12 protein-coding genes are annotated in these 16,106 nt (G+C 43.5%); all 12 read left to right on the top strand.

Annotated elements, in window-relative coordinates:
* Positions 1 to 157: 157 nt before the first annotated feature.
* Positions 158 to 1,204, top strand: a complete 1,047-nt coding sequence (recA, locus tag P3L57_RS09060) for a recombinase RecA (RefSeq protein WP_010334307.1) — start codon at positions 158 to 160, stop codon at positions 1,202 to 1,204.
* A gap of 178 nt (positions 1,205 to 1,382) precedes the next feature.
* The gene (locus tag P3L57_RS09065; RefSeq protein ID WP_069486545.1) at positions 1,383 to 2,561 is read left to right on the top strand and encodes a serine hydrolase domain-containing protein; all 1,179 of its coding nucleotides are present in this window, start codon (positions 1,383 to 1,385) and stop codon (positions 2,559 to 2,561) included.
* A gap of 286 nt (positions 2,562 to 2,847) precedes the next feature.
* Complete coding sequence (rny, locus tag P3L57_RS09070; RefSeq protein ID WP_010334309.1) at positions 2,848 to 4,410, top strand: ribonuclease Y; 1,563 nt, start codon at positions 2,848 to 2,850, stop codon at positions 4,408 to 4,410.
* 61 nt (positions 4,411 to 4,471) lie between these two features.
* Positions 4,472 to 5,266, top strand: a complete 795-nt coding sequence (ymdB, locus tag P3L57_RS09075) for a 2',3'-cyclic-nucleotide 2'-phosphodiesterase (protein WP_003245138.1) — start codon at positions 4,472 to 4,474, stop codon at positions 5,264 to 5,266.
* Between the two features lie 199 nt (positions 5,267 to 5,465).
* On the top strand, positions 5,466 to 5,726 hold the full coding sequence (gene spoVS / locus P3L57_RS09080; protein ID WP_003154135.1) for a stage V sporulation protein SpoVS: 261 nt from the start codon (positions 5,466 to 5,468) through the stop codon (positions 5,724 to 5,726).
* A 262-nt stretch (positions 5,727 to 5,988) separates the two neighbouring features.
* Positions 5,989 to 7,032 (top strand): L-threonine 3-dehydrogenase, encoded by a 1,044-nt coding sequence (tdh, locus tag P3L57_RS09085; RefSeq protein ID WP_069486546.1) that lies wholly within the window; start codon positions 5,989 to 5,991, stop codon positions 7,030 to 7,032.
* Between the two features lie 13 nt (positions 7,033 to 7,045).
* Positions 7,046 to 8,224 (top strand): glycine C-acetyltransferase, encoded by a 1,179-nt coding sequence (locus P3L57_RS09090; protein WP_069486547.1) that lies wholly within the window; start codon positions 7,046 to 7,048, stop codon positions 8,222 to 8,224.
* A gap of 143 nt (positions 8,225 to 8,367) precedes the next feature.
* The gene (gene miaB, locus P3L57_RS09095) at positions 8,368 to 9,897 is read left to right on the top strand and encodes a tRNA (N6-isopentenyl adenosine(37)-C2)-methylthiotransferase MiaB (RefSeq protein WP_024121459.1); all 1,530 of its coding nucleotides are present in this window, start codon (positions 8,368 to 8,370) and stop codon (positions 9,895 to 9,897) included.
* Between the two features lies 1 nt (position 9,898).
* Positions 9,899 to 10,330: a regulatory iron-sulfur-containing complex subunit RicA gene (gene ricA, locus P3L57_RS09100; RefSeq protein WP_010334317.1), complete on the top strand. Its 432-nt coding sequence runs from the start codon at positions 9,899 to 9,901 to the stop codon at positions 10,328 to 10,330.
* 255 nt (positions 10,331 to 10,585) lie between these two features.
* The gene (cotE, locus tag P3L57_RS09105; RefSeq protein WP_024121461.1) at positions 10,586 to 11,131 is read left to right on the top strand and encodes an outer spore coat protein CotE; all 546 of its coding nucleotides are present in this window, start codon (positions 10,586 to 10,588) and stop codon (positions 11,129 to 11,131) included.
* Between the two features lie 131 nt (positions 11,132 to 11,262).
* Positions 11,263 to 13,860, top strand: a complete 2,598-nt coding sequence (gene mutS, locus P3L57_RS09110; RefSeq protein WP_069486548.1) for a DNA mismatch repair protein MutS — start codon at positions 11,263 to 11,265, stop codon at positions 13,858 to 13,860.
* Positions 13,861 to 13,875: 15 nt separating this feature from the next.
* Positions 13,876 to 15,759 (top strand): DNA mismatch repair endonuclease MutL, encoded by a 1,884-nt coding sequence (mutL, locus tag P3L57_RS09115; protein ID WP_059352930.1) that lies wholly within the window; start codon positions 13,876 to 13,878, stop codon positions 15,757 to 15,759.
* Positions 15,760 to 16,106: the final 347 nt, after the last annotated feature.

Raw genomic sequence — 16,106 nt, forward strand, 5'->3', positions numbered from 1 at the left:
ATCCTCCTCAAAAAACATGATTTCTCTGATTCATTATGATATTTTGGTAGAAATCAGGCCAAGAAAAAATCCGAATATGCGTTCGCTTTTTTCTTGGCAAATCCCTTCAAACAGGGTATAGTATATGTAGTGGTAACATAAAGGAGGAAAAAATAGAATGAGTGATCGTCAGGCAGCCTTAGATATGGCTCTTAAACAAATAGAAAAGCAGTTCGGCAAAGGTTCCATTATGAAACTGGGAGAAAAGACAGATACAAGAATTTCTACTGTCCCAAGCGGCTCCCTCGCTCTTGATACGGCACTGGGAATTGGCGGATATCCGCGCGGACGGATTATTGAAGTATACGGTCCTGAAAGCTCAGGTAAAACAACTGTTGCGCTCCATGCGATTGCTGAGGTTCAGCAGCAGGGAGGACAAGCTGCGTTTATCGATGCGGAGCACGCGCTAGACCCGGTATACGCACAAAAACTCGGTGTCAATATCGAAGAGCTTTTACTGTCTCAGCCTGACACAGGCGAGCAGGCGCTTGAAATTGCAGAAGCGTTAGTTCGAAGCGGTGCGGTTGACATCGTTGTTGTCGACTCTGTAGCGGCGCTCGTTCCGAAAGCTGAAATTGAAGGCGACATGGGAGATTCACATGTCGGTTTGCAGGCACGTTTAATGTCTCAAGCGCTTCGTAAGCTTTCAGGGGCTATCAACAAATCGAAAACAATTGCGATTTTCATTAACCAAATTCGTGAAAAAGTCGGCGTTATGTTCGGAAACCCGGAAACGACTCCCGGCGGTCGTGCGCTGAAATTCTACTCTTCCGTTCGTCTTGAAGTACGCCGTGCTGAACAGCTGAAACAAGGCAACGACGTTATGGGGAATAAAACGAGAATTAAAGTTGTGAAAAACAAGGTGGCTCCTCCGTTCCGTACAGCTGAGGTTGATATTATGTATGGAGAAGGTATCTCAAAAGAAGGCGAAATCATTGATCTCGGAACTGAACTTGATATCGTGCAAAAAAGCGGTTCATGGTACTCTTATGAAGAAGAGCGTCTTGGCCAAGGCCGTGAAAATGCCAAACAATTCTTAAAAGAAAATAAAGATATCATGCTTATGATTCAGGAGCAAATTCGTGAACATTACGGCTTAGATAATAACGGAGTAGTACAGCAGCAGGCGGAAGAGACACAGGAAGAACTCGAATTTGAAGAATAAGAATAAAAATAAAATGAATTTGAAATGATAAAAAAGGCAGAGTGAGAACTCTGCCTTTTTTCTTTTATATTTTCTGCAAAATAATGATAAATAAATTGGTTTTTTTGACAACTTTTATAGTACTTCATACGTCTAACAAAACGTGTTTATTTGAAATTAGATTGGGAGGATAAAATGAATGACAAGCCCTACTCGCAGAAGAACTGCGACGCGCAGACGGAGAAAACTAAATAAAAGAGGCAAACTTTTGTTTGGTATGTTGGCCGCAATCATTTGTTTCACGATTTGGAATGCCATTCATCGAGAGGATGAAGAAGCCGAACCATCTCAAGAAGCTGTGGCGGTTTCTGATATCGGTCAGAAGCACGCTGATCAGAAGAAAAACAAAGCCAAAAAAACAGAGGAACAAATCAAAGCAGTGGACCGCAATCAAAAAATCAGCAGTTATTTAAAAGAGATCGGCTTCAGCGGGACAGCCATGATCGTCAGAAATGGAGAAGTCGTAATCAATAAAGGTTTTGGTTACGCGGACCGCGAGCATCACATAAAAAACAATCCTGCGACATCTTTTTATGTCGGATCGTCACAAAAAGCGCTAATAGCAACCGCTATCTTGCAGCTTGAGGAAAAGGGAAAGCTCCAGACAAGTGATCCGGTCAGCACATATTTATCCCATTTTCCCAACGGAAAGAATATTACATTAAAGAATCTGCTTACTCATACATCGGGAATAAACGGACATGTTGAAGGGAATGGCGCGATCACTCCGGATGACTTAATAAAAGACATAGAGCAGCAAGGAATCAAACGTCAGCCTGGAATATGGGACTATCAGGATTCTAACTATACAGTTCTCGCTTATATTGTTGCTGAAGTGAGCGGTGAGTCTTATGAACAATACATAACCAATCATATCTTTAAGCCTGCAGGGATGACGCACTCGGGTTTTTACAAGACATACGATAAGCAGCCTTATCCAGCTGTCGGCTACAAACTGAAAGGCAGCAGGGCCGTCACACCGTATATGCCTGATTTATCTCAGCTTTATGGAGCAGGCGATATATATATGAGTGCTGCCGATATGTACAAATTTGACAAAGCACTGATAGACGGCAAGCTCTATTCGCAAGAAAGCTATGAAAAAATGTTCACGCCAGGGAGCAGTTCCACATACGGGATGGGATTTTATGTGGCTCCCGGAAGCTATTCAAACCACGGAGTCATGCCGGGCTTCAACGTATTGAACAGCTTCAGCAAATCCGGACAAACCGTTGTTGTTTTGTTGTCAAACATTCAAAATAACGCTAAACTTGGACAAGTGAACAATAAAATATACCAGCTTCTAAATCAGGAGTAATTTACGATCTTTTTTTTCAAAAGATTGGCGGATTCACGTTCAGCACGATAAATGGGGGCGGCTCGGCAAACGTTAAGCTGGCAAGCTTGACAAGTATTTCCGACACAATTACAATGAAGTTGTAACATTTGTTTTTTTAACATGATTGTTAAACCATTTAAACTTGACAAGGGCGATGAAACTTTCATTCCCTGTGAAGGTTCTGTATGTTGAGAAAACTAGACAATGTACATGCCGACACTTATTTTGAGCAACAACCAAGTTCATAGCAAGAGGAGGTGAAAGTATGACCCCAATTATGATGGTTCTCATCTCCATTTTGCTGATTCTACTCGGTTTAGTTGTTGGCTACTATGTTCGTAAAACCATTGCCGAAGCGAAAATTGCAGGCGCACGCGGTGCAGCCGAGCAAATTCTTGAAGATGCAAAGCGTGATGCTGAAGCACTGAAAAAAGAAGCTCTGCTTGAAGCAAAGGATGAAATCCACAAACTTCGAATAGATGCTGAACAAGAAGTTCGTGAAAGACGAAATGAGCTTCAAAAACAAGAAAACCGTTTACTCCAAAAGGAGGAAAACCTTGATCGCAAACATGAGGGAATTGATAAACGGGAAGCGATGTTGGAGAAGAAAGATCATTCTCTGAATGAACGACAACAACATATTGAAGAGATGGAAAGCAAAGTGGATGAGATGATTCGTATGCAGCAGTCAGAGTTGGAACGAATTTCGAGTCTGACTCGTGACGAAGCGAAACAAATCATTCTTGACCGGGTTGAAAACGAGCTTTCACATGACATCGCCATCATGACAAAAGAAACTGAGAACCGTGCGAAAGAAGAGGCGGATAAAAAAGCGAAAAACATTCTTTCACTCGCCTTACAGCGCTGCGCAGCGGACCACGTTGCCGAAACAACGGTATCAGTTGTCAATCTTCCAAATGATGAGATGAAAGGACGTATCATCGGCCGGGAAGGGCGTAACATTCGTACGCTTGAAACGCTGACAGGTATTGACCTGATTATCGATGATACCCCTGAAGCTGTCATCCTGTCCGGATTTGATCCGATCAGACGTGAGACAGCAAGGATTGCTCTTGATAAACTCGTTCAGGATGGCCGTATTCATCCGGCACGGATTGAAGAAATGGTTGAAAAATCTCGCCGCGAGGTCGATGACTACATTCGTGAGATGGGTGAGCAAACGACATTTGAGGTTGGCGTTCACGGCCTCCACCCAGATCTGATCAAGATTCTCGGCCGCTTAAAGTTCCGTACAAGCTATGGTCAAAATGTGCTTAAGCATTCCATGGAAGTCGCATTCTTGGCTGGGCTGATGGCATCGGAGCTTGGAGAAGATGCAAAGCTTGCTAAACGGGCGGGATTACTTCATGACATCGGAAAAGCGATTGACCATGAAGTAGAAGGAAGCCACGTTGAAATCGGAGTCGAGCTTGCGACTAAATATAAAGAGCATCCAGTCGTAATTAACAGTATTGCATCACACCATGGGGACGAGGAGCCGACTTCCATTATCGCTGTGCTGGTAGCTGCAGCAGATGCGCTTTCCGCTGCAAGACCTGGCGCAAGAAGTGAGACGCTTGAGAACTACATTCGAAGACTTGAAAAGCTCGAAGAAATTTCTGAGTCCTACGAAGGTGTTGAAAAATCATTTGCGATTCAGGCTGGACGTGAAGTGCGTATTATGGTGAAGCCGGATTCAATAAATGATCTTGAAGCTCATCGCCTGGCGCGAGATATCCGAAAACGAATTGAGGACGAGCTCGATTATCCAGGTCATATTAAAGTGACAGTCATTAGAGAAACTCGAGCCGTAGAGTATGCAAAATAAAGTGATGCGCTAAGCATCACTTTATTTTTTTGACGGCTGAGGAATAGAAAGGATTTACAAAATGAGAATTTTATTTATCGGAGATGTTGTCGGGTCACCGGGCCGCGACATGGTAAAAGAGTATGTGCCAAAGCTGAAAACAAAATACAAGCCGCATTTTACCATTATAAATGGCGAAAATGCCGCACATGGAAAAGGCTTAACAGAAAAAATCTATCACAGTTTAATACAGTCTGGCGCAGATGCGATCACGATGGGAAACCACACCTGGGACAAAAAAGAAATTTTCGATTTTATCGACGATGTCCCGAACTTAGTCCGTCCCGCAAACTTTCCGGAAGGAACACCGGGAAAAGGGATCACATATGTGAAAGCAAACGGTAAAGAACTTGCTGTTATCAACTTGCAAGGCCGTACGTTTTTACCGCCGCTCGATGATCCGTTTTTAAAAGCGGATGAATTAATTGCCGAAGCTGCTAAAAGAACACCGTACATTTTTATCGACTTCCATGCGGAAGCGACAAGTGAAAAGCTCGCACTCGGCTGGTACACGGATGGACGGGCATCTGCTGTAGTAGGAACTCACACTCACGTGCAAACAGCGGATAACCGCATTTTGCCGAAGGGCACGGCATATATTACTGATGTAGGAATGACCGGCCCATATGACGGTATACTGGGGATGGACAGAGAAACGATTATCAAACGTTTCAAAACAAACCTTCCTGTGCGCTTTACTGTCGCTGAAGGAAAAACAACCCTGAGCGGAGTCGTCATTGATATAGACGATCAAACGAAAAAAGCCGTTAAAATCGAACGTATTTTAATCAATGATGATCACATGTTCTTTGAATAATTGATCACATGGTTATTTTATAAAAATATTAAAAAGAAAAGCAGGAATATAGCAACTCCTTAGTGAATATAGTAAAAATGGAAGGTAGCCCGCTATTTTTGAAAAGCATTGTGGGGATGGCTTTTTGGATAGCAACATCTAATAATGATTGTTCTAATGAACACTCACTTATCCATTGTAAAACTAAGGGGGAGCAGAAATGGAAATCTTAAAAGTTTCAGCAAAATCGAGTCCAAATTCAGTGGCAGGTGCGCTTGCAGGTGTGTTAAGAGAGCGCGGAGCCGCCGAGATTCAAGCAATTGGAGCGGGTGCTTTGAACCAAGCTGTAAAAGCTGTGGCAATCGCCAGAGGATTTGTGGCGCCAAGCGGGGTTGATTTGATTTGTATTCCGGCTTTTACTGATATTCAGATCGATGGTGAAGAAAGAACAGCGATTAAATTAATCGTGGAGCCTCGCTAAGAAAATTAAAGTATTCACAACCTGTTTGCATATGCAAGCAGGTTGTTTTTCATTTATTGTGATATTTTCTCTCAATAGTATTTTTATAATATAAATGAATCATATGTCATGTCTAAAAACGATTCCGGCTTTTTATAAAAAAAATTTAGCCCATTTTTCAAGACGGATACTTTTGTCTTTCCTAGGAAGACACAGCTGTTTACGGTGATTCCAGATCATGGTACAATCCGGTTATAGCAAGACTTTTAAAGGAGGATTGTACATGCAGAGTGGAAAGATGAAAGCTGTAATGAAAAAACACGGTGCTTTCGGCGCTGTGCTGGCTGAAGTTCCCATTCCTGAAATCGATAAGCATGAAGTTCTTATAAAAGTTAAGGCAGCTTCCATTTGCGGCACGGATGTGCATATTTATAATTGGGACCAATGGGCACGGCAGAGAATAAAAGCTCCTTGTGTCTTCGGCCATGAGTTTAGTGGCATTGTCGAGGCTGTAGGCGAGAATGTCAGCAGTGTAAAAATCGGGGAGTATGTTTCTGCGGAAACACACATTGTATGCGGCACATGCGTCCCTTGTTTAACAGGAAAGCCTCATGTATGTAAAAATACGGCCATTATCGGAGTGGACACGGCAGGCTGTTTTGCGGAGTATGTCAAAGTGCCGGCCGAAAACGTTTGGAGGAACCCCGCGGATATGGACCCAGCGATTGCTTCCATTCAAGAGCCTTTAGGAAATGCCGTTCATACAGTTCTTGAGAGTCAGAACGCCGGAGGAACGACTGCCGTTATTGGATGCGGGCCGATCGGACTTATGGCGGTAGCGGTCGCAAAAGCAGCAGGTGCAGCGCAGGTGGTCGCCATTGACAAAAATGAGTACAGATTAGCTATCGCCAAACAAATGGGAGCCACAAGCACGGTCTCCGTCGAAAAAGAAGATCCGCTCAAAATTGTAAGCGCTTTAACGGATGGGGAAGGAGCTGATCTCGTTTGTGAGATGTCGGGTCACCCTTCAGCTATCGCGCAAGGCCTTGCAATGGCTGCAAATGGCGGGAGATTCCATATTCTCAGCCTGCCGGAACATCCGGTTACCATCGACCTGACGAATAAAGTCGTGTTTAAAGGCCTTACCATCCAAGGGATCACAGGGAGAAAGATGTTTACGACATGGCGGCAGGTTTCACAATTGCTTAGAACAAACACACTGGATCTTTCACCTATTATTACCCATCAGTTTCCGTTAGCAGAGTTTGAGAAAGGGTTTGAACTGATGAGAAGCGGACAGTGCGGAAAGGTTATTTTAATTCCATAAAAGGGGGATCAACATGACAAAAGAATTTGAGTTTCTAAAAGCAGAGCTTGAAAGAATGAAAGAAAACCATACATGGCAAGACGTTAAACAGGTGGAATCAATGCAGGGCCCTTCTGTTACAGTGAATCATAAAAAAGTCATTCAGCTTTCTTCTAATAATTACCTCGGATTTACTTCACACCCAAGACTCATCAAAGCTGTACAGGAAGCTGCTCAGCAATTTGGAGCCGGAACCGGTTCAGTCCGGACAATCGCCGGAACGTTTACCATGCATCAAGAATTGGAGAAAAAGCTGGCAGCCTTTAAAAAAACAGAGGCGGCACTTGTCTTCCAATCAGGCTTTACAACAAACCAAGGTGTACTTTCCAGCATTCTTTCAAAAGACGATATTGTCATTTCTGATGAATTGAACCATGCCTCTATCATTGATGGAATCAGATTGACTAAGGCAGATAAAAAGGTTTATCAGCATGTAAATATGAGTGATTTAGAGAAGGTGCTGAGAAAATCAATGAATTACCGCATGCGTTTGATTGTCACTGACGGCGTATTTTCAATGGATGGAAATATTGCTCCTCTGCCTGACATTGTGGAGCTCGCTGAGAAATATGACGCTTTTGTGATGGTTGATGACGCCCACTCATCCGGAGTGCTTGGCGAAAACGGCAGAGGGACGGTAAATCATTTCGGTCTTGACGGAAGGGTTCATATTCAAGTCGGAACGTTAAGCAAGGCAATCGGAGTTTTAGGGGGATACGCTGCCGGTTCAAAGGTGTTAATCGACTATTTGCGTCATAAAGGCCGTCCGTTTTTATTTAGCACGTCACATCCTCCGGCTGTAACTGCAGCTTGTATGGAAGCAATTGATGTCTTGCTGGAAGAGCCGGAGCATATGGAGCGTCTGTGGGAGAATACACATTATTTTAAATCAATGCTTGTCCAAATGGGTTTTACTCTCACACAGAGCGAGACGCCGATTTTGCCTATTTTAATAGGTGATGAGGGGGCAGCGAAGCAATTTTCTGATCAGCTTCTGTCACAAGGTGTTTTTGCACAAAGCATCGTTTTCCCGACTGTTGCAAAAGGAAAAGCCAGAATACGCACAATTATTACAGCCGAGCACACCAAAGAAGAACTGGATCAGGCGCTTGATGCCATTGAAAAGACAGCAAAGGAGCTTCAGCTATTGTAAGGAGAAGGGAACACTCTTCTCCCTTTCATTCCTTATTGATTATTATTCTCAATGAGTGTACAATGATAGGTTGCCAGTTGTGCAGAGCTTCAATAACCTTTATACTGGAGGGTGGAAGTTTGGTTTGAAAGGAGAAATATCATATGAATGAAAAGCAAAAATTAGAGAGCGGACAAGTTAATCCATCGGACAAAAAATCCGAGAAGGATTACAGCAAGTACTTTGAAGCTGTCTACATTCCGCCTTCTTTAAAAGATGCGAAAAAACGCGGCAAAGAAGCCGTTACTTATCATAATGACTTTAAAATTTCTGAAGAATTCAAAGGCATGGGTGAAGGAAGAAAATTCTATATCCGGACGTACGGCTGCCAAATGAACGAACATGATACAGAAGTAATGGCAGGCATCTTTATGGCTCTTGGCTATGAAGCGACAAACTCTGTTGACGATGCCAATGTCATTCTGTTAAATACATGTGCGATCCGTGAAAATGCGGAAAACAAGGTATTTGGTGAGCTTGGACACTTAAAAGCACTCAAAAAAAATAACCCGGATCTTATCTTAGGCGTTTGCGGCTGTATGTCACAAGAGGAATCAGTCGTTAACAGGATTTTGAAAAAACATCCGTTTGTCGATATGATTTTCGGTACGCATAATATCCATCGTCTGCCGGAGCTTTTGTCTGAAGCATACCTTTCAAAAGAAATGGTCATAGAAGTTTGGTCCAAGGAAGGCGATGTCATTGAAAACCTTCCGAAAGTCCGCAACGGAAAAATTAAGGGCTGGGTCAACATCATGTACGGCTGTGACAAGTTCTGTACGTATTGCATCGTCCCGTATACACGCGGAAAAGAAAGAAGCCGCCGTCCGGAAGAGATCATTCAGGAAGTAAGAAGACTTGCAAGCGAAGGCTATAAGGAAATTACACTTTTAGGCCAAAACGTAAACGCGTACGGAAAAGATTTTGAAGATATGAACTACGGCCTTGGTGATTTGATGGATGAGCTGCGCAAAATCGATATCCCGAGAATCCGTTTCACAACGAGTCATCCGCGTGACTTTGATGACCATCTCATTGAAGTGCTTGCAAAAGGCGGCAATCTACTCGATCATATTCATCTGCCGGTCCAATCAGGAAGCTCAGAGGTCTTGAAACTGATGGCACGCAAATATGACAGAGAGCGTTACATGGAGCTCGTCAGAAAAATCAAAGCGGCTATGCCAAACGCTTCTTTAACAACTGACATTATCGTCGGCTTCCCTAACGAAACGGACGAACAGTTTGAAGAAACGCTGTCATTATACCGTGAAGTGGAGTTTGACAGCGCCTATACGTTCATTTACTCTCCGCGTGAAGGCACACCTGCAGCAAAAATGAAAGATAACGTTCCGATGAGAGTGAAAAAAGAACGCCTGCAGCGTCTGAACGCACTGGTTAATGAAATTTCTGCTAAAAAAATGAAGGAATATGAAGGCAAGGTTGTCGAAGTATTAGTTGAGGGCGAAAGCAAAAACAACCCTGAGGTTCTTGCCGGCTACACTGAAAAAAGCAAGCTTGTGAATTTCAAAGGACCAAAGGAAGCGATCGGCAAAATCGTTCGCGTGAAAATCCAGCAAGCGAAAACGTGGTCTCTTGACGGAGAAATGGCAGGAGAAGCAATCGAGGTGAAATAAGATGACGCTCTACTCTAAAAAAGACATTGTGCAGCAAGCACGAAACCTTGCAAAAATGATCTCTGAAACAGAAGAGGTTGATTTTTTCAAACGGGCTGAAGCGCAAATTAATGAGAACGCAAAAGTGTCTGTAATCATTAATCAGATTAAAGCCCTGCAAAAACAAGCTGTTAATCTGAAGCATTACCAAAAACTCGAAGCGCTCAAACAAGTAGAAGAAAAAATTGATGCGCTGCAAGAGGAGCTTGAAGACATTCCTGTCATCCAGGAATTCAGAGATTCTCAGGTTGAGGTGAATGACCTTCTGCAGCTCGTGGCGACCACCATTTCCAATCAGGTCACAAATGAAATCATTGCATCAACCGGAGGCGACCTTCTAAAAGGAGAAACCGGTTCGAAGATGAAACATTCAAATAACAGCTGTTCTCTTTAAACACGGGCCTGAAAAGGCACCGTGTTTTTTTATGTTAAACTATTAACAGAACTAAATAAACTATGTACTAAATATTCAATCTGTTTTGCCGCCTTTAGCCAAATAAACTTTATCGCACTTATGAGTAAAGTTTCTAGGCACCCCTGCATACAATGGAACAGAAACTTTGTATTTTTATATTTTATTTATAAAAATGCACACTAGACGAATGCCCAGCATAAGATAACACGAAGAAGAACAAGGAGGCATGCCGGAATGTCTGAATACAGGGAAATTATCACGAAGGCGGTAGTAGCGAAAGGCAGAAAATTTACACAGTGCACCAATACCATCTCCCCTGAGAAAAAACCGAGCAGCATTTTGGGGGGTTGGATTATCAATCACAAGTATGACGCAGAAAAAATCGGAAAAACCGTAGAAATTGAAGGGTATTACGATATAAACGTATGGTACTCTTACGCAGACAATACAAAAACAGAAGTTGTCACAGAACGAGTGAAGTACGTCGATGTGATTAAACTCAGATACAGAGATAACAATTACTTAGACGATGAGCATGAAGTGATTGCAAAAGTGCTTCAGCAGCCAAACTGCCTTGAAGTCACCATATCTCCAAATGGCAATAAAATTGTCGTGCAAGCGGAGAGGGAATTTTTGGCGGAAGTGGTAGGGGAAACAAAGGTTGTTGTAGAAGTGAATTCTGATTGGGAAGAGGATGACGAAGAGGATTGGGAAGACGAACTTGATGAAGAGCTGGAGGACATCAATCCTGAATTTTTAGTGGGAGATCCTGAAGAATAAAAAAGAGACTAGGGGAGTCGGTACCCCAAGTCTCTTTTTTATATAGACATATCATTCTTTTAACACTTTCTGTTTATGTTATAATGAAGGCTGGCAAATAGAAACGTTGATACATAGTGAGGGATTAAACAATGGCTACTTATACGCCTATGATACAGCAATATTTAAAAATAAAGGCAGAGCACCAGGATGCCTTTTTATTTTTTCGTCTCGGTGATTTTTACGAAATGTTTTTTGAGGACGCTAAAAAAGCATCACAAGAGCTGGAAATTACGTTAACAAGCAGAGACGGAGGCGCCGCTGAAAAAATACCGATGTGCGGTGTTCCGTATCATTCTGCTTCGGCTTATATTGAACAGCTTATTAAAAAAGGATACAAGGTAGCCATATGCGAACAAACGGAGGATCCAAAGGCTGCAAAGGGCGTCGTCAAACGTGAAGTCGTTCAGCTGATTACGCCTGGAACTGTAATGGACGGAAAAGGCATCCATGAATCAGAAAACAACTTTATTGCATCAGTTTCGGCCTGCTCAAACGGATACGGGCTGGCGCTGTCCGATTTAACAACGGGTGAAAATTTGGCTGTTTTAATTGAACGGCTGGAAGACGTCATATCAGAAATTTATTCGGTCGGCGCGCGGGAAATTGTCGTATCGGGAAGCCTTGATGAAAAGACGGTTGCTCAGCTGAAGGAGCGGTGCGGCGCTACCATTTCAATTGAAGATGGGGAAACGGATGAGCACGTTCAGATTATTGATCATTTGCAGAATCCGGACGTAACGAAAACGTTTCTCCGTTTATATACGTATCTGAAAAGGACTCAGAAACGGAGCTTAGATCACCTTCAGCCTGTACAAGTGTATGAGCTTGAAGAAGCCATGAAAATCGACTTGTACTCAAAGCGAAATTTGGAGCTGACTGAAACGATCCGTTCAAAAAATAAAAAAGGCTCCCTGTTATGGCTGCTTGATGAAACAAAAACTGCGATGGGAGGGCGGCTGCTGAAACAGTGGATTGACCGTCCGCTTATCAGAGTGAATCAAATTGAAGAGCGTCAAGAAATGGTGGAAACATTAATGTCCCATTTCTTTGAACGGGAAGATCTGCGTGAGCGTTTAAAGGAAGTCTATGATTTAGAACGCCTTGCAGGCCGTGTCGCATTCGGAAATGTCAATGCACGGGATCTCATTCAGCTGAAGGAATCATTAAAGCAAGTGCCCGGCATTAAACAGCTTGTTGCTTCACTGGCTCATAAGAAAGCGAAGGAGCGTGCGGAGCGGATTGACCCGTGCGGTGATGTTCTAGAATTACTGGAAGGAGCCCTGTACGAAAACCCTCCGATATCAGTAAAAGAAGGGAACCTGATCAAAGACGGGTACAATCAAAAACTCGATGAATACCGCGATGCTAGCAGAAACGGGAAAGACTGGATTGCCCGCCTTGAACAGCAGGAACGTGAATATACAGGCATTCGGTCATTAAAAGTCGGCTTCAATAAAGTATTTGGCTATTATATTGAAGTGACAAAGGCGAATTTGCACCTTCTTGAAGAAGGGCGCTATGAGCGGAAACAGACGCTAACGAATGCAGAACGCTACATTACACCTGAATTAAAAGAAAAAGAAGCGCTCATTTTGGAAGCGGAAAATAACATCTGCGAGCTGGAATACGAGCTGTTCACCGAGCTGCGTGAGAAAGTGAAATTGTATATTCCGCGTTTGCAGCAGCTCGCCAAACAGATGAGTGAGCTCGATGCGCTGCAATGCTTTGCGACAATTAGTGAAAATCGTCATTACACGAAACCTGAGTTTTCTAAAGATGAAGTTGAGGTCATAGAGGGCAGACACCCGGTTGTTGAAAAAGTAATGGACAGCCAGGAATACGTGCCTAACAACTGTGTGATGGGCGATAACAGACAGATGCTGCTCATTACCGGACCGAACATGTCGGGGAAAAGCACATACATGAGACAAATCGCGCTCATCTCCATTATGGCGCAAATTGGCTGCTTTGTGCCCGCGAAAAAAGCTATGCTTCCGATTTTTGATCAAATTTTCACCCGAATCGGCGCGGCGGATGATTTGATTTCCGGACAAAGTACATTTATGGTGGAAATGCTTGAAGCCAAAAATGCGATTGTAAATGCAACCAAAAACAGCCTCATTTTGTTTGATGAAATCGGGCGGGGAACGTCCACATATGACGGCATGGCCCTTGCGCAAGCGATTATTGAATATGTTCATGACCATATTGGCGCCAAGACGCTGTTTAGTACGCACTATCATGAGCTGACGGTTCTTGAAGAAAAGCTTCCGCAGCTGAAAAATGTCCATGTTCGTGCTGAGGAATATAATGGAACGGTTGTCTTTCTTCATCAAATTAAAGAAGGGGCCGCTGACAAAAGCTACGGTATCCATGTCGCCCAGCTGGCTGAGCTGCCGGAAGATCTGATTTCGCGCGCTCAAGACATTCTAAAAGAACTTGAGCATTCAGGGAACAAACCGGAAGTGCCAGTGCAGAAACCTGAGGTACCAGTACAGAAACATGAGGTCAAAGAAGAGCCGGCACAGCTGTCCTTCTTTGACGAATCGGATAAACCGGCTGTATCACCAAAGCTTTCTAAAAAAGAAAAGCAAGTACTTGATATCTTTAAATCTCTGAATATACTTGATATGACACCGCTGGAAGCGATGAATGAAATGTACAAGCTGCAAAAGAAATTACATTAAAACGGGGTGATGAATGTGGCAAAAGTCATCCAGCTGTCAGATGAACTTTCAAATAAAATTGCGGCGGGCGAGGTTGTGGAACGGCCGGCCTCAGTCGTAAAGGAATTGGTGGAAAATGCCATCGACGCTGACAGCACAGTCATTGAAATCGACATTGAGGAAGCGGGTCTTGCATCCATTCGTGTTCTGGATAATGGAGAAGGAATGGAAAATGAAGATTGCAAGCGTGCCTTCCGCCGCCACGCAACAAGTAAAATAAAAGATGAGAATGATTTATTCAGAGTGAGAACACTTGGCTTCAGGGGAGAGGCACTGCCAAGTATTGCGTCAGTCTCCCATCTGGAGATTACGACAAGCACGGGAGAAGGAGCGGGAACGAAGCTCATGCTCCAAGGCGGAAACATTATTTCTGAATCGCGTTCCTCAAGCAGGAAGGGAACCGAAATTGTCGTTTCCAATCTGTTTTTTAATACACCGGCCCGCTTGAAATATATGAAAACCGTTCATACAGAGCTTGGGAATATTACGGATGTGGTCAACCGCATTGCGCTGGCACATCCGGAGGTATCGATCCGCCTTCGCCATCATGGAAAAAATCTTCTCCAAACGAATGGAAATGGAGATGTGCGCCATGTCCTTGCCGCGATTTACGGTACGGCTGTCGCTAAAAAAATGCTGCCGCTTCATGTCAGCTCACTGGATTTTGAAGTGAAGGGATATATCGCTCTGCCAGAGATTACACGGGCATCGAGAAATTACATGTCGTCTGTCATCAATGGCCGTTATATTAAAAATTTCCCGCTCGTCAAGGCGGTGCACGAAGGATATCACACACTTTTGCCAATCGGACGCCATCCGATCACATTTATAGAAATCACCATGGACCCGATTTTAGTCGATGTCAACGTGCACCCTTCGAAGCTTGAGGTACGGCTCAGCAAGGAAACAGAGCTGCACGACTTAATTCGTGACGGCATAAAAGATGTATTTAAACAGCAGCAGCTGATACCGAGCGCACAGCTTCCGAAAAAGTCAGCACCTGTGATCAAAAATGAGCAGCAGATCATGACCTTTGATGATAAACCTTCTGAAAGAAAAGTGCCGGAAAAAGCGCCTATGCCTTCGTATTCACCAATGAAGCTCAGTTCAGTTGTCAAAGAACCAGTTGAGATAGAAGACGAATTGCCTTCAGAGCAGCTTGAAACTCATTCTGTGGCTGAAACAAAACAAGATATTGCAGAGCCTGCTGTTTCAGAGGAATTGCCTGAAGCATTCGAACAGGAGCCCGCTCAGGAACTTCAGCAGACATCATCTGAACGTGTGCCGATCATGTACCCGATTGGCCAGATGCATGGGACCTATATATTGGCGCAAAACGAAAACGGCTTATATATTATCGACCAGCATGCCGCCCAAGAGCGTATTAAATACGAATATTTTCGTGAAAAGGTCGGGGAGGTTGAGCCTGAGGTGCAGGACATGATTGTGCCGCTCACGTTCCATTATTCCACGAACGAGGCACTCATTATTGAACAGCATCAACAAGAGCTCGAAAGCGTAGGTGTCTTTTTAGAGTCTTTCGGCTCGAACAGTTACATCGTCCGCTGCCACCCGGCTTGGTTTCCAAAAGGAGAAGAAGCCGAGCTGATAGAAGAAATCATTCAGCAGGTGCTCGATTCGAAATACATTGATATCAAAAAACTGCGCGAAGAAGCGGCGATTATGATGAGCTGCAAAGGTTCAATCAAAGCAAACCGCCACCTCAGAAACGACGAGATCAAAGCGCTTCTGGACGATCTCCGAAGCACATCAGACCCATTTACATGCCCGCACGGCCGTCCGATTATGATTCATCATTCCACGTATGAGATGGAAAAGATGTTCAAACGGGTGATGTAGCGGGGTTTGGCGAAGGGGAATATATCCTTTTCTATATTTTGGTCATGCATTTCAAGCATTGAGATATTCTTCGGAATCGCTCAATGCTTTTTTTATTGTGTTTTTTCAGTAATATGAATTTAAACATTTGAAGTCATCTTGACTTTAGAAAATAAAAACTTACGTCAGCATAGGGAAGTCATTACATGGATTATAACGAAAGAGGAGCGTTTGGAGTATATAAAAAAACATCCAATCATCCCAACGGAAGAACCACAGACAAAGCTGCAAGTTTCCCGATGAACGATTGGATGTGATGACAGTCATTAGTAGACGTCACCCGTATGGAAAATAAAAACTCGACACTT

It is taken from the genome of Bacillus sp. B28 (genome assembly GCF_029536185.1).
Lineage (GTDB): Bacteria > Bacillota > Bacilli > Bacillales > Bacillaceae > Bacillus > Bacillus halotolerans.

Coding starts and splice junctions, on each gene's coding strand:
- recA (WP_010334307.1), top strand. CDS start 158: ATGAGTGATCGTCAGGCAGCCTTAGATATGGCTCTTAAACAAATAGAA.
- P3L57_RS09065 (WP_069486545.1), top strand. CDS start 1,383: ATGACAAGCCCTACTCGCAGAAGAACTGCGACGCGCAGACGGAGAAAA.
- rny (WP_010334309.1), top strand. CDS start 2,848: ATGACCCCAATTATGATGGTTCTCATCTCCATTTTGCTGATTCTACTC.
- ymdB (WP_003245138.1), top strand. CDS start 4,472: ATGAGAATTTTATTTATCGGAGATGTTGTCGGGTCACCGGGCCGCGAC.
- spoVS (WP_003154135.1), top strand. CDS start 5,466: ATGGAAATCTTAAAAGTTTCAGCAAAATCGAGTCCAAATTCAGTGGCA.
- tdh (WP_069486546.1), top strand. CDS start 5,989: ATGCAGAGTGGAAAGATGAAAGCTGTAATGAAAAAACACGGTGCTTTC.
- P3L57_RS09090 (WP_069486547.1), top strand. CDS start 7,046: ATGACAAAAGAATTTGAGTTTCTAAAAGCAGAGCTTGAAAGAATGAAA.
- miaB (WP_024121459.1), top strand. CDS start 8,368: ATGAATGAAAAGCAAAAATTAGAGAGCGGACAAGTTAATCCATCGGAC.
- ricA (WP_010334317.1), top strand. CDS start 9,899: ATGACGCTCTACTCTAAAAAAGACATTGTGCAGCAAGCACGAAACCTT.
- cotE (WP_024121461.1), top strand. CDS start 10,586: ATGTCTGAATACAGGGAAATTATCACGAAGGCGGTAGTAGCGAAAGGC.
- mutS (WP_069486548.1), top strand. CDS start 11,263: ATGGCTACTTATACGCCTATGATACAGCAATATTTAAAAATAAAGGCA.